16 protein-coding genes and 2 pseudogenes are annotated in these 16,388 nt (G+C 57.9%); 7 read left to right on the top strand and 11 right to left on the bottom strand.

Annotated features, from left to right (window positions below; translation table 11 throughout):
- Positions 1 to 1,099 precede the first annotated feature (1,099 nt).
- The 10 genes and pseudogenes from CLG85_RS16355 to CLG85_RS16310 all read right to left on the bottom strand — a co-directional run bounded on the left by CLG85_RS16355 (position 1,100) and on the right by CLG85_RS16310 (position 8,803).
- A complete protein-coding gene (locus tag CLG85_RS16355) occupies positions 1,100 to 2,584 on the bottom strand; it encodes a hypothetical protein (RefSeq protein WP_141244457.1) in 1,485 nt (494 codons plus the stop codon).
- A gap of 308 nt (positions 2,585 to 2,892) precedes the next feature.
- Positions 2,893 to 4,002, bottom strand: a pseudogene (locus CLG85_RS16350) (IS3 family transposase).
- 85 nt (positions 4,003 to 4,087) lie between these two features.
- A pseudogene (locus tag CLG85_RS16345) lies at positions 4,088 to 4,534 on the bottom strand (IS110 family transposase); the annotation flags it as partial.
- Between the two features lie 287 nt (positions 4,535 to 4,821).
- Positions 4,822 to 5,124 (bottom strand): nuclear transport factor 2-like protein, encoded by a 303-nt coding sequence (locus CLG85_RS16340; RefSeq protein ID WP_235865316.1) that lies wholly within the window; start codon positions 5,122 to 5,124, stop codon positions 4,822 to 4,824.
- Positions 5,125 to 5,186: 62 nt separating this feature from the next.
- On the bottom strand, positions 5,187 to 5,681 hold the full coding sequence (locus tag CLG85_RS16335; protein WP_095881179.1) for a VOC family protein: 495 nt from the start codon (positions 5,679 to 5,681) through the stop codon (positions 5,187 to 5,189).
- Positions 5,678 to 6,655 carry an alpha/beta fold hydrolase gene (locus CLG85_RS16330; RefSeq protein ID WP_095881174.1) on the bottom strand — a complete coding sequence of 326 codons (978 nt, stop codon included), beginning with the start codon at positions 6,653 to 6,655 and terminating at the stop codon, positions 5,678 to 5,680. Before CLG85_RS16330 ends, CLG85_RS16335 begins: the two co-directional genes overlap by 4 nt.
- The gene (locus CLG85_RS16325) at positions 6,652 to 7,305 is read right to left on the bottom strand and encodes a glutathione S-transferase family protein (RefSeq protein WP_095881173.1); all 654 of its coding nucleotides are present in this window, start codon (positions 7,303 to 7,305) and stop codon (positions 6,652 to 6,654) included. The genes CLG85_RS16330 and CLG85_RS16325 overlap by 4 nt, the downstream gene beginning before the upstream one ends.
- A gap of 4 nt (positions 7,306 to 7,309) precedes the next feature.
- Complete coding sequence (locus CLG85_RS16320; RefSeq protein ID WP_095881172.1) at positions 7,310 to 7,663, bottom strand: DUF1428 domain-containing protein; 354 nt, start codon at positions 7,661 to 7,663, stop codon at positions 7,310 to 7,312.
- Positions 7,660 to 8,379 (bottom strand): glutathione S-transferase family protein, encoded by a 720-nt coding sequence (locus CLG85_RS16315; RefSeq protein WP_095881171.1) that lies wholly within the window; start codon positions 8,377 to 8,379, stop codon positions 7,660 to 7,662. Before CLG85_RS16315 ends, CLG85_RS16320 begins: the two co-directional genes overlap by 4 nt.
- Positions 8,369 to 8,803, bottom strand: coding sequence for a VOC family protein (locus CLG85_RS16310; RefSeq protein WP_095881170.1), 435 nt, complete (start codon positions 8,801 to 8,803; stop codon positions 8,369 to 8,371). The genes CLG85_RS16315 and CLG85_RS16310 overlap by 11 nt, the downstream gene beginning before the upstream one ends.
- Positions 8,804 to 8,849: 46 nt before the next feature.
- Between CLG85_RS16310 and CLG85_RS16305 the strand changes: the two genes are divergently transcribed.
- Positions 8,850 to 9,584 carry a winged helix-turn-helix transcriptional regulator gene (locus CLG85_RS16305; protein WP_235865315.1) on the top strand — a complete coding sequence of 245 codons (735 nt, stop codon included), beginning with the start codon at positions 8,850 to 8,852 and terminating at the stop codon, positions 9,582 to 9,584.
- A gap of 249 nt (positions 9,585 to 9,833) precedes the next feature.
- Here CLG85_RS16305 and CLG85_RS16300 read toward each other — a convergent pair whose 3' ends face one another.
- Positions 9,834 to 10,415 (bottom strand): recombinase family protein, encoded by a 582-nt coding sequence (locus CLG85_RS16300; protein WP_095881168.1) that lies wholly within the window; start codon positions 10,413 to 10,415, stop codon positions 9,834 to 9,836.
- A 494-nt stretch (positions 10,416 to 10,909) separates the two neighbouring features.
- Here CLG85_RS16300 and CLG85_RS16295 point away from each other — a divergent pair, with 494 nt between their 5' ends.
- The 6 genes from CLG85_RS16295 to CLG85_RS16270 all read left to right on the top strand — a co-directional run bounded on the left by CLG85_RS16295 (position 10,910) and on the right by CLG85_RS16270 (position 16,380).
- Positions 10,910 to 11,365: a hypothetical protein gene (locus tag CLG85_RS16295; RefSeq protein ID WP_095881167.1), complete on the top strand. Its 456-nt coding sequence runs from the start codon at positions 10,910 to 10,912 to the stop codon at positions 11,363 to 11,365.
- Positions 11,358 to 12,569 (top strand): serine/threonine-protein kinase, encoded by a 1,212-nt coding sequence (locus CLG85_RS16290; RefSeq protein WP_260349613.1) that lies wholly within the window; start codon positions 11,358 to 11,360, stop codon positions 12,567 to 12,569. Before CLG85_RS16295 ends, CLG85_RS16290 begins: the two co-directional genes overlap by 8 nt.
- A 410-nt stretch (positions 12,570 to 12,979) precedes the next feature.
- On the top strand, positions 12,980 to 13,810 hold the full coding sequence (locus tag CLG85_RS16285; RefSeq protein WP_095881165.1) for a protein NO VEIN domain-containing protein: 831 nt from the start codon (positions 12,980 to 12,982) through the stop codon (positions 13,808 to 13,810).
- On the top strand, positions 13,807 to 14,856 hold the full coding sequence (locus tag CLG85_RS16280) for a hypothetical protein (protein WP_260349612.1): 1,050 nt from the start codon (positions 13,807 to 13,809) through the stop codon (positions 14,854 to 14,856). Before CLG85_RS16285 ends, CLG85_RS16280 begins: the two co-directional genes overlap by 4 nt.
- Before the next feature lie 301 nt (positions 14,857 to 15,157).
- Complete coding sequence (locus tag CLG85_RS16275; protein WP_095881164.1) at positions 15,158 to 15,394, top strand: helix-turn-helix domain-containing protein; 237 nt, start codon at positions 15,158 to 15,160, stop codon at positions 15,392 to 15,394.
- 182 nt (positions 15,395 to 15,576) lie between these two features.
- Positions 15,577 to 16,380, top strand: coding sequence for a PDDEXK family nuclease (locus CLG85_RS16270; protein WP_141244455.1), 804 nt, complete (start codon positions 15,577 to 15,579; stop codon positions 16,378 to 16,380).
- Positions 16,381 to 16,388: the final 8 nt, after the last annotated feature.

The raw sequence follows: 16,388 nt of genomic DNA, 5'->3' as shown, positions 1-16,388 counted from the left end.
CCCCCCCCCCCCCCCCCCCGCGCCCCCAGGCACTTCAGGCCCGAAGCGCACAATCTTCCCTCGGCCGATACGCGCACGGGAAGCACCTCAAGGTGGAGCGCGGCGAGGATATTTTCACGAGGGATGGGCATTGCTTGAATGTTATAATAAGACACGACAGATTGTAATATTGATGAGGTTCGCTTATGTGGAGTTGCATAGCTGAAAAGTTGGGGTGGCTCTCCCTGTTGCCATTTCTCCGTCCCGCAATAGCGCTTATTCTGTCTGTGGCATCTGCCTCAATTGCTTATTTTACGGCTTCTGAGAGCTGGGCATGGCTCGTACTGATCTTAGCAATGGGTTTCGCGCTCTGGTCTTTTCTTGAGTCAATTGGTGGTGGCGCAACTGCTCTGATAGCGGGCTTTCTTTCTGCATACTATGTGAATGGCGTAGACACAGCACTTACGCTGATTGATAGGACTTCAATAACTATCTGCATGGATTTGGAGGGTAAATCCTCGGACGACTGCATCCAAGAGCTGCTGGACAAGAATGGGATCGAACAGCCGCATTCGTAAAGTCGGCTCGTTGCTCGAACTACACTAGGACTATTTTGCCAAGAACGCGCCGGGACGCTTTCTAACACCCGATCATCGAGCGCGACACCATCGCATGCCCCTTCGTTTTCAGCCGCCCCTCTGCGACAAGCAGGTTCAAGACGCTGCGGTACTACGCGAAGCGCAGACGCGACCCGCATCGCCAATCCCAATCGCTGGGGTGATGAGCCTAGAAAATGTCCGCAAACCGCCCATGATATATGATTGCCTCGAACTCAGCAATTTTGATCCGAATTGGTAAGCTAGAGCGGGAAGCGGTCGTTCGCTGTGCTTTGGACGTACAGCCGCAATTACAAACCGTGTTATCTGCAGAGTCCTTTGATTGCCCGTAGTTGCCAAACTTCGAGCGTGCTGAAGCTAAAATGAAGATTCTCGAGAGTCGACATCTAAGACTAACCTGCCCGCAGTTCCTGAAGGATAACTATGCGCGACCTGATTTTCTGCCCATGGCGAGTAATTGAGATTTCTTAACCAAGTGCTGCCGAAAGCGTGGAGGCGATCGACTACGGCCGCGCTGGTCGTTTGATGCGGAAAGGACTTTTCCCTTTACGTTCGCGCTCAATAGTAACTTCCAGATCCTTTGGGCTCTTGATTCCGAAGATCTCTTGGTTGGAGGCAAGATTTTCTTTGAGCTCAAAGGTCCACTCTGGGGAATCCATCGCGATTAAATCCTCTGACCTAGACCTTAATCCTCCCTCTTCGCGATAAATGTCGAACGCAATACCTACAACGGTCTCAAGTTTTGGCTGCTCTTGAAGAAAGGTTAGGCAATAAGTGTTTAGCATTTCCGCTCGGTTTCTTCGGTACTCTGCCATCGTTCCGATATTCGGATCGTATGGGAAGCCCAAGAAAATATAGCCTATCTTTCGTGCCCGATGGCTTCTCTTGATCATAGCTCGCCGTATTAATCGAGACATCCCCTCGTCGACGGTCCGCTCAAGCGCGGAATACAGCATTTCAGCAAGTTGAATTCGATTGCTTCGGTTCTCAGAGGCCATAATTCGTAGACCTCTTTCAGACAGCTTCGTTGAAGGAGGCTGACCTAGAATCTCAACTGAAGTCCCCGCTATCACATCTTCAGTAAACGCTTCAATCACTTGATCCCAAAATCGTGAGGCTTCTTTTCTTAGAGAACTTTCGCTGAAGGCGTAGGATGAAGTGTAGGTTTCGTACTGCCCTTCGGGGACCAAGATATTGCTGCGTCTTGCGCGCTTGCGCAGCTTTTGGGGAACAAACGCTGCTTTGCCGTCCACGAAAGCATTCATCATGTAAGTTGCAATCAGATCATCCTCCCCCGCAGCGACGGAAAGCCTTCCAGACCTGAGAAGGCGCGCCCTCGCACCAAGATAATTTACAAAATCGACGACAGTATCCAGTTCACGCATCACCAACTGGAGTCCAACTTGGTCGAATACATGTACGAACGTACCGTCTGGATTTACATCTCCAAGTACGAAAGGCTGAAAGCCCGGTCGTTCGCGATCCATATGGTGCTTGCCCTTAACGGTTGGTGCTATAATGAACGTTCCTCGTGGGTGGTTGAAGTATTCCTTGGATGTATTGTTGGCGCCGTTTGCCACCGCGACTAGGTGTCTCCTTTGCGCCTCTCTTGAAGGCAGTGGAATTGGAAATTTTTGCTCGCATCTATTGTCCAAAAATATCCTGTCCGGATGTTGGTCGATCCAACGTTCTGCTCCGACTAACTGTTTGACTGAACTCTCAACTGCCCCCCTATACCATCTGCTCCACGCCAAATCTGTTGGCTTGCCGCTTTGCCATGCTATATTTTTATCACTGAAAATGATTACATTAGAGCCAAATACAACCAATAAGTCAGCCAGTTCCTGACCAACTCCCTTTGTGGATTTGGTTCTGTCGTTGAACGTATTGGGGTATGACCAAAGTCGTAAAAAAGATCGATCTGAAAACTCAGACAAGGCCCGCTCGGTTGCGGTAAACCCTTCGCCTCGCTCAAGGCCTAAATTCATCCAGACCTCCTTTCCTTCAGTAATGAATTTATTGACAGGCGCAGGACGCGCTCCTGCGAATTATCTGTTGGGACATTCTTTGGCGCAATTAACGTAAAACTCCTGAGTGCTCCATTTTCTGCGGTTTTTGATCGAGGTTCTTTGGGCGGATCAGTCACATTTACAGGTGCGCGAGCTGCATGAATGGATTTTAAGTGAGCTTCCTCCGACACTACTGCATGCGGCTAGTATTTGCAGAAGAAAGTTCAGGTCCCGCCTGGTATGTGAGATCAGTAATTTTGACCTGCTCCCCGTAGAGTCCGCGGCTTTTAGTTCGCTCTGTTCAGGTTTTGGTCCTCTACTGACCGTTGGTGATACTCCCACGGGGTAAGCCCGTCGAGGCTCGTGTGGGGGCGGTGATGGTTGTAGTCGTTGCGCCAGTCAGCGATCAACTCTCTGGCGTGGCGCAGATTTGCAAACAGGTGCTCGTTGAGGCACTCATCGCGAAGGCGCCCATTGAAGCTCTCAACGAAGCCGTTCTGCATGGGCTTTCCTGGCGCAATGTAATGCCACTCGACCTTTCGGTCCTCCTGCCATTTCAGGATGGCATTCGAGGTCAGCTCCGTTCCATTATCGCTAACCACCATGCAGGGATAGTCACGCGTTCGGGCGATGTTATCGAGTTCACGTGCAACCCGCTGACCCGACAGTGAGGTGTCCACGACCGTAGCAAGGCATTCCCGGCTGAAGTCGTCGATGACACACAGCACCCGGAACCGGCGCCCGTCCGAGAGGCTGTCTGAGACGAAGTCCAGGGACCATCGCTGGTTCGGCCCCTGCGGGATCGCCATCGGCGCCCTCGTTCCGATCGCGCGCTTGCGACCGCCACGCTTGCGCACTGTCAGGCCTTCTTCACGGTAGATCCGGTAGAGTTTCTTCCAGTTCACCTGCCAGCCCTCTCGGCCCAGCAGGAGGTGCAGTCGTCGGTAGCCAAACCGCCGCCGTTCGCTGGATAGCTCCTTCAGCCTCTCTCGCAGCTCGGTGTCCGCAGGTCTGGTTGATCCACGTCGATACACACGCGGATCGATCCCGGCCAAGGCACAGGCCCGCCGTTGGTTGTAGCTCTTCTCTGTCATGGCCCAGTCCACTGCTCGTCGCCTTGCACCGGGCTTCAGAAGTTTTTTTCCCAGCATCTCCTTGAGCGTGGCCACGTCGAGCATGTGCTCGGCGAGCATCTTCTTGAGCTTCGCGTTCTCAGCCTCCAAGGCCTTCAGCCGCTTGGCCTCGGACACTTCCATGCCACCATACTTCGAACGCCATTTGTAAAATGTGCCATCGCTGATGCCATGCTTTCGGCAGAGCTCCTTGGCGCCGATCCCTGCCTAGTGCTCCTTCAGGATGCCAATGATCTGCTCTTCGCTGAAACGGCTTTTCCGCATCGTCTGTCTCCTCGTCTGGAGAACAGGCTAACTTCAAACCGCGGACTTTTCAGGGGAGCAGGTCAATTTCGGCTTTGGGCTGAGAGCTGCCGAATGCACGCGCGGTAATCAGCGCGACGCCCCGCAGCGCCTGAAGCGCGTTCACTGCCGGCGCGAGAGTCCAGTCCGGCACCAGGGCCTCGATGTGCCCGGTCAGCCGCTCCAGCCGCTCCGAGGCATTTCGTTCCGCCTGAAGCATTTCCTGAAGCGCGATCTGGTGCGCCGGGTGATCGAACGCCAGGGTCTGCAGCCAGCGCCGATAACGCATCGTCCACGGCTTGGAGCGTTGATAGACCCGCCCATGGCGCAGAACGAAGGCCGAGACGAGCTGACGCTTGTGGCGCCGATCCTCCGCGGCGCTCTCCCGGGGCCGGACCAGATCGCGCATCGCCTCATGCGTCTCGTCAGGGACCCAGACTGAGGTCAATTCTCCGGCACGCAGAAGGCGCGCAAGACGCAGGGCATCAAGTCGATCGGTCTTGACCCGCTCTCCGACGCCAGCCAGCACCGCGCGCTACTCGACCACCTCGCATGGCGTCCGGGAAACCTGCATCGAACCCGACCTGCGGCGGCGCAGCGGGTCTTGCGCCTGGCAGACAACGGCGACCATCGCTCCCGGCCCGAAGCTGACATTCGAGACAAGCGCGACGAAAGGCTGGTGTGCTTCGTACTGCTGCCGTTCCACGATAGCCGCATCCTCTGCTGAAATCGTGTGCATGGTTGGGACAGGCCCGGTCGCAGGCTTCGTCCTGAGCAGTTGGCAGGTAGGCATGAGCAACTTCACATGTAGGTCTTGATCGACACCACGCTTCTCGCTTTGCCGTTGTTGAACTCGAAGACGTGGCAGAAAGGACGCTTCAATCCATCGGACAGAGTTCTTTCCCCGCTGGCCATGCCGACCTTGCCGTGTGAGATCGCGTGCTCGACCATGATCTTCATCGGCAGACGGCTGGAAGACAACGCCTGGAGGACCGCAGCTTGCCCCTTGACCGTCTCTGTCGAAGTCCGGGTCCACGTGACCTCTGGATCAAAGATTTCGGCTGAGGCAACGCCGGTCTCCAGGGCAATCGCGACGTCCTGCACGAATGCATTCTTGGGGGAGTTTCCGCAGTCCGCGGTCCCGATGATCTCCGTCGGGCCCATAGTCATGGGTCCGGCTCGCCACGCAAAGCGGCCTTGATCGCCGCGATGTCGATCCTGCGCATTTCCATCATGGCCGCTTGTGCGCGGGCCGAGGCTGCAGCGTCCGGGTGCGACAGCGCCTCCATCAGGACCCGGGGTGTGATCTGCCAGCGAAAGCCCCAGCGATCCTTGGCCCAACCGCACATGATCTCTTCGCCGCCATTGCCGACGATCGCATTCCAAAGCCTGTCCGTCTCGGCCTGATCGTCGGTGTAGACCTGGAGCGAGTAGGCATCGTTGGGCCGCACATGCGGACCGGCATTGAGCAATGCATAGGGCAAGCCCAGCAGAGTCATCTCAACCACCTGAACGCTGCCCGCGGGCCCGCTCGGCGTCTCGCCCCGCAATCGCACGATCCGGTCCACATGGCTGTCCGGAAAGGTTGCGGCATAGAACTCGGCAGCGGCTTCGGCCTCGGTGTCGAACCAGAGGAATACGGCGGCCTTGCGCCCTGTCATGGCCTGTCCCATTTCCGGTCAAAGGCAGCATCGCCGGTTCCGGCTGTGGTGATCCGGTGGTCGATAAGGGGCAACAGCCAGTCCGAGCGGCTCGTGATCGAGAGATGTGTGGTGTCCGGCAGAACCGCCAGCTGTGCCCCGATGAGCGCCGCCATATGCGCGCCATGCTCAACCGGGGTGAAGTCACTGTCACCAAGGGCGAGCAGGGTCGGAACCGCGAGCGTGGCAAGCTCCTCGTCACTCCAACCCCAGTCGGTGACAATGAAGGCCTGCAGCTGCGCAAAGGTGCGCTGGAACTGCTCCGGGCCATCCGGGTTGTCGGCGAAACCCGCCCGCATGCGGGCGAAGTCCTCTTCGCTCGGCACCAGCTCCAGCGCCTCCGGTAAAGGCGTGGCCTGTGGGTTCCGGTTCATCTCCGCGATGGCCGGATGCATCCCGTCGAGGTTCTGGCTGGCCGAGATCGCAGTCAGCGTGGCAAGGCGCTCTGGCGCGAAAACACCCAGATCCAGCGCCAACATGGCGCCCATGGAGAAGCCCACGACATGAACCCGCTCGACGTCGAGCGCGTCCAGCACGGCCAGGGTGTCTGCGCGCATTGCCGCCAAGGTGACCGGCGTGTCACGTCCGCCGGTCCGCCCATGGCCCTGTTGTTCCACCCCGATCACCGGGCGCCTTGCGGCGAGGGACGGCAAGAGGGCACCGAAGTCCGCTTCGATGGTGCCCATGCCGCCATGGAGCACGAGAAATGGCACCGTACCGGAGCCGAGATCGCCGTGTACCTGATAATAGATCCCGAGGTCCCCGGACATGGCTCGGCCCTCGGTATCCTGCGCCAGCGCGGGCGTGGCCATCGCTCCGACAAGGACCGAGGCCTGCATGGCCCCCTTGCAGGAGCGTGAAGTCGAAGTCAGGTTCATCATTTCCTCCTCCCATGCGTTGTGGTCTTCCCCTGGGAACGGCAAGCTGCCGTTCATGCCTCGCGGGTCTCGTCGGCCCTGGAGAAATGCGCGATCTGGTCCGCATGTGCCCTGGCAAACGCCGGCCGCGCACAAATCCGCTCGATGTAGGCATCGGTTGCGGGATAGTGGCCGATCCCACGAACCCAGGGCGGACGCAGGACGTCGGCCAGAATCAAATCCGCCGCGGTGAAGCGATCATTCACCAGCCAGTCGCGCGCCGTCAGGACGTCTTCCAGCACAGCAAGACGGGCCCGCAGCCAGCCCTCCAAGGGGTTCTCCGGCGGGGACGACAGTCCGACGAACCACCAGGGCACGCTGACCATCTCGACAGAGTTCAGGGCCGACAGGATCCAGGACAAGGTTTCCGCCCGCAGCATCCTCTCCTGCGGCATGAGCGCTTCGCTCTTCTCCGAGAGGTGCAGCAGACAGGCACCACTTTCGAACAGGCTGACATCCCCGTCCGTCAAGTAAGGCACCTGCCCGAAAGGCTGCATGGCAAGATGCTCTGCCCCGCGATCCTCGAAGGGCACGGAGCCCACGCGATAGCTCAGCCCGGCCTCTTCGCAGGCCCAGCGAAGCCGCAGGTCACGCACATAGCCCCGCGGCCCCTCCGGCACCCAGTCGAAGGTCCAGATCGTCAGCTGCTCTGGTGCCGTCTGGTTCATGGCGTCAGGCCGTGTCTTCGAAGATCGGCGTGAAGCTGCCCCACATCATGCGCTTGCCATCGAAGGGCATGTCCATTTCCTGCCAGCGCGGATCGGTTGCCATGCTGGCGCCGCACCTGTCGTGGCTTTCCTTGTCGGGCCAGATCATCCACGAGAAACAGACCGTCTCGCCGTCTTCCAACGCGACGGCCCGCCTGAAATCGGTGTGCTCGCCCGCGGGGACCTGGTCGCCCCAGGTCTCCATGATTTGCAGGGCCCCATATTCCTTGAAGAGCGGCCAAGCCTTGCGGGCACTTTCGATGTAGGCCTGCTTGTTCCCGTTCGGCACGGGGGTCAGAAATCCGGCTACATAGGTCATGCGAGTTCTCCTTGTTTCCTTTTAAGCTCCGCCATCCATTCATCGAAGCCGGGCGGCGGATTGCCCGTGAAGCCAGCAAGCTGATCGGTCAGGGCCTGTTGGAAGGCCGGCCGTTCGGTGGCACGCGCGACATAGTCGGCGAGGTTGGGGAAGGCTTCGACGAGCCCCTCGTCTTCGATGATCCGCAGAACGCTGACCATCATCAAGTCGCCGGCGGAGAAACCGCCGCCGAACCATTCAGCTGTGCCGAGGCGATCGGACGCTTCCTGCAGGCGTTCGTTGATCCGCTCATCGACGCCGGGAAGTCGCGGCTTGGCCCAGGGCTCGGCCACTTCAAAAATCGTCATCTGTGCCCGATCCATGATCGGCGGCTCCAGAGTGTTCAGCGCGGCAAACAGCCATTCCAGCGACAAGCTCTGACCCGCTGGCTCCGTCGGCCGCAGACCCGGGAACCGCTCTGCGATATGCCAGACGATCGCCCCGCTTTCGAACAGCGTGAGATCACCTTCCTCGTAGGTCGGAACCTGGCCGAACGGTTGCAGCGCGCGGTGCGCGGCTTCCTTCTGTTGCCCTTGTGAGAGATAGCGAACGGCGTAGTTCTGGCCCGTTTCCTCAAGTGCCCATCGAACCCGCAGGTCACGGACCTGTCCTTGGGCAAAGTCCGGCACCCAGTCGTAGGCGGTGATGGTGATGGCGGCTTCGGGATCAACCGGCATTGGACACCTCCGCCGGACCATTCTCGACGGCCTCGGCGCTCATCCACATGGGCTCCCAGATATGGCCATCGGGATCCGCAAAACTGCGTCCATACATGAAGCCGTGGTCCTGCGCCGGGCATGGGTCGGCCATGCCTCCGGCAGAAACCGCCGCTTCAGTAATGGCATCAACGGCTGCCCTGTCTTCACGGCTGATGCAAAGCAGCACCTGCGCCTCCTGCGCCGGATCGACGCGGCGACGATCCGTAAAAGTTGCCCAGAACTCATGGGTCAGCAGCATCACGCAAATGGTGTCCGACAGGACCATGCTGGCCGCCTGGTCGTTGCTGAACCGCGGGTCCAGGGAAAAGCCGATGGCCTCGTAAAATTCGACAGATCGCCTCAGGTCCGCGACCGGCAGGTTCACGAAGATCATTTGCGGCATTGCCATTCCTCCCTTGCCGTATCGTAATTAGGGACAGCGTAGCGGCATGAGATTACAAAAAGCAACTATGAAGAAACAAAAAGTAACCCTGTCGGCGAAATCCCCCCACGGACGGTGGTATGCAGATGCCTGCGGCACTGCCTTCGGGCTTGAACTTCTCGGCGAACGCTGGGCGATGCTGATCGTGCGGGAACTCATGTTCGGGCCACGCCGTTTCAGTGGCATCCGCGCAGATCTGCCTGGGATCAGCGCCAAGGTGCTGACAGAACGCCTTGCCGGCCTCGAGGCCAATGGTGTCGTCGTTCGTTCCACCGCACCCGAGCCAGCTCCGGCGCAGCTTTATGGCCTGACGGAATGGGGATACGCGGCCGAGCCGATCCTGCAGGAGATCGGCCGCTGGGCCGCCGCATCGCCATTGCACGACCCGACGCTGCCACTCTCCCCTGTCTCCTTCATGCTGTCATTGCGCACCATGCTGGATAAGGCAGCCGCACGCGGCACGTCCTTGGTCATAGTCTTTGAAATCGGGACGGCGCAGTTCACCGCCCGAATGGAAGACGGCGCCATGCCAGTGGAACGCGGCGCGGCGGAACGGGCTGGTCTCCGCTTCAAAGCGCAAGCCGCTCCACCCCTCGCGGCTGTCTTTTACGGGGACGTGGCGCCAGAGGCGGCTGGCGTGGAAGTCTTCGGTGATGCCGCTCAGTGCCGAGACTTCATCGCGCTCTTCAACCTCCCGAAGGCCCAGGCGAACGTGGCCTGCCCTCGACCGGGAGAAGACTGACAAAGCCTGTCGCCTGATAGACTTGGCCTCTGTTGAATCTGCCTCGGCTCGCCAAAGCGCCGGTGTCTTTGGTTGACTTCGGCATCCACCGGTCATTCAGGGGAGCTCGCACGCCGGCCGCGACCTGCGCAGTGCCGTCGTTCTTGCGGGATGCAGCGAACGGCGGCTCTCCGCCCTTCTAGCCCACGGCTGACTCCGTGCCGTCGCTGGAAGGGTCGGCTGTAAAGGGTTGGAAGGGGTCTTCTGCCATCAACGTTTCGGCCTCTGCCGCGCCAGCGTGCGATAGACGGTTGGCCGCGAGACAGAGAAGAGCTCGGCCAAGTCCGACACTGAATACTCCCCAGTTGCGTGCATCCGTGTCAACTCCGCCGCCTGCCGGTCGGAAAGCTTTGGCTTCTTGCCCCTCAGCTTCCCTTTGGCGCGGGCCACCGCCATGCCCTCGCGGGTTCGAAGCCGGATTAAGTCGGCTTCGAACTCGGCGAAGGTCGCCAGCACGTTGAAGAACATCCGCCCCATCGGATCGGCTGGGTCGTAGACCGTGCTTCCTAGCGCGAGCCGTACCCCGCGCTCAGATAGCCCGTCGGCGATGTCGCGCGCGTCCGGCACCGAGCGGGCCAGCCGGTCAAGCTTGGGCACCACAAGTGTGTCGCCCTTCCGCACGGCGGCCAGCGCCTGGGCAAGCCCGGGCCGGTCGCGGTTGCGGCCGGTCAGCCCATGGTCTGTGTAGATTCGCTCGGAGGCGACGCCAAGCATTTCCAGCGCCGCGCGCTGCGCGGCGAGATCCTGAGCGTCGGTGGACCAGCGGGCATAGCCAATACGTAGGTTTGTCATGGGGCAAGCGTAACGCAAGCGGCCCCTTCAGCGATAAACAAATCGTACCACCCTATCGAGACATAGTTTCCCCAACGGCAGAAGGAGCGCGAGGCGAAATCAAAACGTCCGTTGAACGATCCTCTTACGGACGCGAGTAAGCCGATTACCAGGGCAGCACGATCCATGTCGCGACTATGGGACGTCTAGCGGAAAGGGCGGGAACCGGACCTTCTCTGCGTGTGCGAACGCACCCTTGCCAGGACGTAGAAGCGGACATCCGCCAGGATCACGCCGCCGGACCCGGCGTGACCTACCTAGCGGGCGGGAAACTGTCGTTCGCTGCATCTCTTACGAACTGCTGTAGCTCGCCAGAAGCCGACACCACATCGCAATCGGCCCATGATGGAAGGTGACATCGCGCGAGCTGAGCAGGAAAAATTCCGCGAGTGGTTTACAAACAGGTATCTTAGGGTTGATATGCAGTTGAATGTTTTGAAGTTTGGGGCAGAAAATTGTTTGCAATAGGTATTCGGGCGACACCTAAGAAAGTAATCTTCGCCATTTATGACACTGAAAGTCAGAGCATCGTTGCTGTCGATGAGATAAAGATTCCGATAGCCTTCACTACTCCCGACGCATTGAAATATGTCAGAAGCAATCTTCTCGACATCCTTCGCGAATACGACATTCAGGCGGCTGGCGTGAGAACGACAGAGCCCAATGCGCAGTCCACCAACATAACGAGAATTCAGATCGAAGGCGTCGTTCTCGAAGCTTTCGCAAGCAGCTCACTTAAATCTTACTATATAGGCCATGTGTCATCAATCAGTGCACGCTTAAATATGGAAAGAAAAGACTTCAAGCCAATGATCGACGGAGCCAAGACCCCTGCGGTGGAAAATTGGATGGGTTTAAATAAAGAACAAAGAGAAGCTGTTTTCTGTGCGATGGGGGCCGAAAATGCTTAAACCTCATAATATTGCTGAAGTCAAATTTGAGGCTGTAAAAGAAATTGGCCAAGAGGGGCGAAACTCTACGGCCTATATTGTTCAAGACTTACAACTCGACGCGCAAATAGTCATGAAGCGCATCGAGAAGAAGAGTATCGCATCTGCAGATGAATATTTCCAAGAGGCGCGAACTCTCTACGCCTCCAGCCATCAGAATGTGGTTCCTGTCATCTATGCCTGCGAAGATGCAGAGCATGTTTTTATTGCGCTGCCATTCTTCAAGAACGGATCTCTCAAAGCCCTGATGCAGGAACGCAATCTAACGGTCCGCGAGATCGTAAGAACGTCCTGCCAGCTCCTGTCCGGCATTCACAATATACACTCCAAAGGCCTAATTCACTTTGATATCAAGCCTGACAATGTCTTGCTTTCCGACAGAGGCGAAGCTTTGTTGTCGGATTTCGGGCTGGCTAAACAAATGCACTTGGGGCAAGCAGAACAAAGCCGACTCTACCTTCCCATCACAGCCCCCGAGGTTGTGAACGGTGGTGGACCTTACGATTTGCGGTTCGACATCTATCAATTTGGCTTGGTTCTTTACCGGATGTGTTGCGGCGAAGGTTGTCTACGCGATCAGCTTGGACAGCTGGACCCCAAGAACTTTCTTCCACATCTTGCCAAAGTGCTTGCGGACGGGACCTACCCAGACAAGTCAACCTTTCCTGAGCACATTCCAGATAGACTACGAAAGGTCATTGTGAAATGCTTGTCCACGGATCCAAACGATCGCTACGGCTCCGCGCTCGAGGTAGCGAACGCTCTGGCCGATGTTGAAGACTGCTTGGACTGGACTTATGTCGTGGAAGCAGGCGAACGGTCTTGGGTCCGCCAGGAAGGTGAAACGGAAAAACGTTTTCGAATAGCTGGTGATGGCTCGACGGAGTTTACTGCTACGAAAAATGGCACTACTCGCAGGAAAAAAAGCGCACTGCAAGGCCTCCATGACAACAGCTGGAATAAGAAAAGTATTGAAGGGCGAAGGATGAAAGTGGTCAAAAATAACCCTAAGACTTACAGGCGCCGCGAAACTGCGGCTCCTAAAAGTCATAAGGTTATTTCGGATGCCCAGAAGAAAAAGGCCCTCTCGGATTTCACCAACGCCAGGATTTCTAATGGACTCTACATTGAGTTGCGTCCAAATCTTCCGTCTTCAAAACGCTAAAACTGTCTTTGAGAATCGACCTTCGAAGATGGTGTCGCCTGCTATTCACACAAGCGCCCCATTCGTCATAGCCTTCAAGGCTATCTGGGACCTTCGAACGACAAGTCCTAACTGTGCTGGGACCGGCCATCCGCTTAACAAAGGGCGAAGGTCGGCTCAGGGCCGGACGCGTTGCTCACCACGCGAGCAGCGCCCCCGCATGCCGCGTCTGTTTCCTGCCGCGCAGCGGTCGCATCAACCATAGTGCCGACTTCCGATTTTGCCGCCTGTTTGAAATCCAATAGGGCGAAGCGAAGATCGGTCGCGGTCCTCCAATGTTACGTGAAGCTTTGGCCATCATTCGATCAGTCACACTCACGGCTGCAGGGATGACCAATGACAATCCTGTTGGCACAGCCTAACCTGGCCATATGAATTCCTCTGATTGGTCCGACATAGAGAACGATGCAGTCGTGGCATCCTATTTCGAGATGCTCAGTGATGAGCTCTCGGGACGAAGCTACAACAAGGCGGCGCAGAACCGTGCGTTGCAAGAGCAGACAGGGCGGAGCCGCGGCTCGATCGAGTTCAAGCTCTGCAATGTCTCGGCCGCTTTTGTCGGGCTAGGCCTGCCGATCATCAAGGGTTACCGGCCGCGGTTCAATTTCCAGATATCGCTCGCAGAGGCTGCCTCGCGTTGGTTGGCGCGTCATCCCGAGTGGGAACTCGCCCTTCACCGTAAGGAAACCGCCGCGCTGGCAGAGCCACCCTCTCTCTTCGTAGGGACAGCACCTACGCTTCGAAACGCACCGCCACCCGAAGAACTAGAACAGATGCAGCGGGTCGCGCGGCACTTTGATGTTGCAGGACGCGACGAGCGCAATCGGGCTTTGGGGCATGCGGGCGAAGAGCGTGTCTTCCATCACGAGCGCCAGATGCTCAAACAGCATGATCGGGACGACCTGGCCCAGCGTGTTCGCTGGGTCTCAAAGGAGGATGGCGACGGCGCAGGCTATGATATCGCGAGCTTTACCCCGGACGGGCGCGCACGTCTGATCGAGGTAAAGACGACCAATGGATGGGAGCGCACACCATTTCATATCTCACGGAACGAGCTGGAGGTCGCCGCCGAGCGCCGCGACGACTGGTATCTGTTCCGTCTCTACGATTTCGCACGCGCTCCTCAGGCCTTTGAGCTGAGGCCGCCGCTTGACGCGCATGTCACACTTACCGCCACCAACTTCCAGGCCAGTTTTCAATGACGCAAAGCCACCGCATATTCGCTCGCACGATCGGTATTGATTATTCGGGCGCTGAGACCGCCGAGGCTAGCCTGAAGGGCTTGAGGGTCTATGAAACCTTCGGCGACAGTGAGGCGTGCGAAGTCTTGCCTCCACCGGGTCCCAAGAAATACTGGACCAGAAGAGGGCTGGCGGAGTGGCTACAGCAAGAGCTTGATGGTGCTCGTCCGACGATCGTCGGCATTGATCACGCTTTCTCTTTCCCAATGCGCTACTTCGAACGCCACGGATTGGAGCCGGATTGGCCAACCTTCCTCGACGATTTCTGCCGGCATTGGCCCACCGATCAACCTCACACCTATGTCGATTTCGTCCGACACGGGCATGTCGGAAATGGTGGTGCGCGGACGGGCGAACGACGCTGGCGCCGGCTGACGGAAGAAGCGACCGGTTCGGCCAAATCGGTGTTCCACTTCGATGTGCAAGGCGCTGTCGCCAAGTCGACCCATGCGGGCATACCTTGGTTGAAGCGCATCCGGGCTGCGCGCCCCGAGCTACACTTCTGGCCGTTCGATGGGTGGACCCCGGCTGCGGGCACGTCAGTGATCGCCGAGACCTACCCGAGGCTTTGGAGCTCCGCTTACCCCAAGGATGATCGAAGCCCGGACCAGCATGATGCCTATGTGATCGCACGCTGGCTACAGGAGGCTGATCAGCGCGGCGAGATCATTAATGCGCTGACGGCTCCGGAGCCTGAGCCGATTGCGGCTACGGGGCTAGTCGAGGGGTGGATCTTGGGAGCATCTTGGCCGCCACAGAAGACCAAGAGCGCACCACGCAAGAAGCGCACCGCTTCCGAGGGCAAAACGACAGAGCCTGGCTTCATTAATCGCAACCTGCAGGAGGTCGTGACGCGCACCGACCTGCCGGGAAACGACCACAATCAGGTCACCTATATCTTGAGGTGCCAAAGCTGCGACCATCGGTACGGGGCAAACGGGTCTGATATTTTCCAGCGCCGTTGCCCCGTTTGTGGAGCCGGACGCCCAGGTCTCCCGATCAGCTAGGTGGCATCATGGCTTACGCGCAGCATGGCGGGCTGGGCGACAACAGCGCGAATGTCCGCGACCACCTTCTCGACATGAAGCGGTCAATGTCACGCCTGGTCGGTGGTGCTCGATTTTTCATCGAATGTCGCGGATCGGCCAAGCAAGTTCTGCTTTCACCCTGTCGACATGTTAAATGTCAAAATGACTTTAGACATCCCATTGAAAACAAACAGGAATGATTCGCTCCCCCAGTTGACTTGCGAATCGCGAACCCACATGATTCGGGCATCCGTCAATTAGAATTGCCCAAGGTTCGCACATGAAAATCCACGGCGCAGCCGAGATCATCAAATGTCGTCTGCGGATAGAGGCAGGCTTTACGATCAAAGAACTTGCGGCCCATCTCGGGCGCAATCCTTCTACGATCAGCCTGGTCATTGGCGGTCACCGGAAGAGCCTTCCGGTCATAACTGAAATCGCGCGCCTGCTTGGCGAGGACCCCGAGGAACTGGCTTCGCTTCTCGCCCAACCCGAAGGAGAAGCCTCAATGACCTAAACCATCGATCTCGATGAAAGAACAAAGGCCCCGCAGCGCGAAGCGTGCAGAGCCCTTGGTAGGTTGGTCCCTTCTTTCATCCCACCACACCAGCGAAAAGTCAACAGGCACGCGTGAGCGGCTTGCTCCTGCGTGTCCTCGCAATCCGGTGCCGAACGGCCCGGAAACAGGGATGCTTTGCCATGAATATGCCAATCGAACGCAGTCTATACGCCCCGGTCACGCCGGTAGGTCGCGACCTATCCGGGATGCCTGAAGCCTTCCGCAGGGCCTATGGCCCCACAGAAGCGTTTCCCGATGATCTAACGGGGGAAGTCATTCGCGAAGATTGCCCCGTGCTTGCTTACCGCGGTCAGCGTCGGATCAATCCAAGGTCGCGATCTTCATGCAGAATCTTCGCCGTGTATCCCGACCTTGAGACCGGCTTCCCACGTATCTATGGCATGGACAGTGGAATTGAACACGGCAACTTGGTGGTCACGTTGATCGATCCGAGAGTTCGCCAAGTCCATGAGCAATTCGGTCCGGTGAAGTTTCGCAAGCCGGACGGCACTAAGGGCAGGCATTATTTCGACCTGCTGATCACCTACAAGACCGGACGCAGAGTTGCAGTTGCTGTCAAACCAACGTCTCGCCTGGCATCCGGTCGCTTTCTAGCCGAGCTGGAACAGATTAAGCGTGCCGTGGTACCGGACTTGGTGGACGAAGTCCGCTTGGTTACAGAGCAGTGCTTTTCACGCACTGAAGCCATTAATGCGGCGACCTATCTGCGGTTCTCTCTGTGCCCGGATGCTGAAGCTGACGCTCGCCTAGAAGAGACGGTGTCAGAACTCGACGGGGAACTGACCATTGCTGATCTGATTGTCCTCAGTCGCACGGGATCTCGGGGTTTCCGTGCGGTTTACCGTGCCATCTTTGAACAGCGCTTGGGCTTGGTGAGCAGGGGCAGCATCAACCTTCACTCGATCGTTCGGAGGCCGCAATGACAATCCGA

Source organism: Alloyangia mangrovi (assembly GCF_002300555.2).
In the GTDB taxonomy this organism is placed as follows: Bacteria; Pseudomonadota; Alphaproteobacteria; order Rhodobacterales; family Rhodobacteraceae; genus Salipiger; species Salipiger mangrovi.
Note: the sequence above shows the minus strand (reverse complement) of the source record. Positions and strands in the feature narration are given on the sequence as shown.

Bases quoted from the DNA above. Each gene is read 5' to 3' on its own strand.
- CLG85_RS16320 (WP_095881172.1), bottom strand. From the start codon at position 7,663: ATGACCTATGTAGCCGGATTTCTGACCCCCGTGCCGAACGGGAACAAG.
- CLG85_RS16325 (WP_095881173.1), bottom strand. From the start codon at position 7,305: ATGAACCAGACGGCACCAGAGCAGCTGACGATCTGGACCTTCGACTGG.
- CLG85_RS16305 (WP_235865315.1), top strand. From the start codon at position 8,850: ATGAGATTACAAAAAGCAACTATGAAGAAACAAAAAGTAACCCTGTCG.
- CLG85_RS16275 (WP_095881164.1), top strand. From the start codon at position 15,158: ATGAAAATCCACGGCGCAGCCGAGATCATCAAATGTCGTCTGCGGATA.
- CLG85_RS16300 (WP_095881168.1), bottom strand. From the start codon at position 10,415: ATGACAAACCTACGTATTGGCTATGCCCGCTGGTCCACCGACGCTCAG.
- CLG85_RS16270 (WP_141244455.1), top strand. From the start codon at position 15,577: ATGAATATGCCAATCGAACGCAGTCTATACGCCCCGGTCACGCCGGTA.
- CLG85_RS16355 (WP_141244457.1), bottom strand. From the start codon at position 2,584: ATGAATTTAGGCCTTGAGCGAGGCGAAGGGTTTACCGCAACCGAGCGG.
- CLG85_RS16310 (WP_095881170.1), bottom strand. From the start codon at position 8,803: ATGCCGCAAATGATCTTCGTGAACCTGCCGGTCGCGGACCTGAGGCGA.
- CLG85_RS16280 (WP_260349612.1), top strand. From the start codon at position 13,807: ATGACGCAAAGCCACCGCATATTCGCTCGCACGATCGGTATTGATTAT.
- CLG85_RS16330 (WP_095881174.1), bottom strand. From the start codon at position 6,655: ATGAACGGCAGCTTGCCGTTCCCAGGGGAAGACCACAACGCATGGGAG.
- CLG85_RS16285 (WP_095881165.1), top strand. From the start codon at position 12,980: ATGAATTCCTCTGATTGGTCCGACATAGAGAACGATGCAGTCGTGGCA.
- CLG85_RS16290 (WP_260349613.1), top strand. From the start codon at position 11,358: ATGCTTAAACCTCATAATATTGCTGAAGTCAAATTTGAGGCTGTAAAA.
- CLG85_RS16335 (WP_095881179.1), bottom strand. From the start codon at position 5,681: ATGACAGGGCGCAAGGCCGCCGTATTCCTCTGGTTCGACACCGAGGCC.
- CLG85_RS16315 (WP_095881171.1), bottom strand. From the start codon at position 8,379: ATGCCGGTTGATCCCGAAGCCGCCATCACCATCACCGCCTACGACTGG.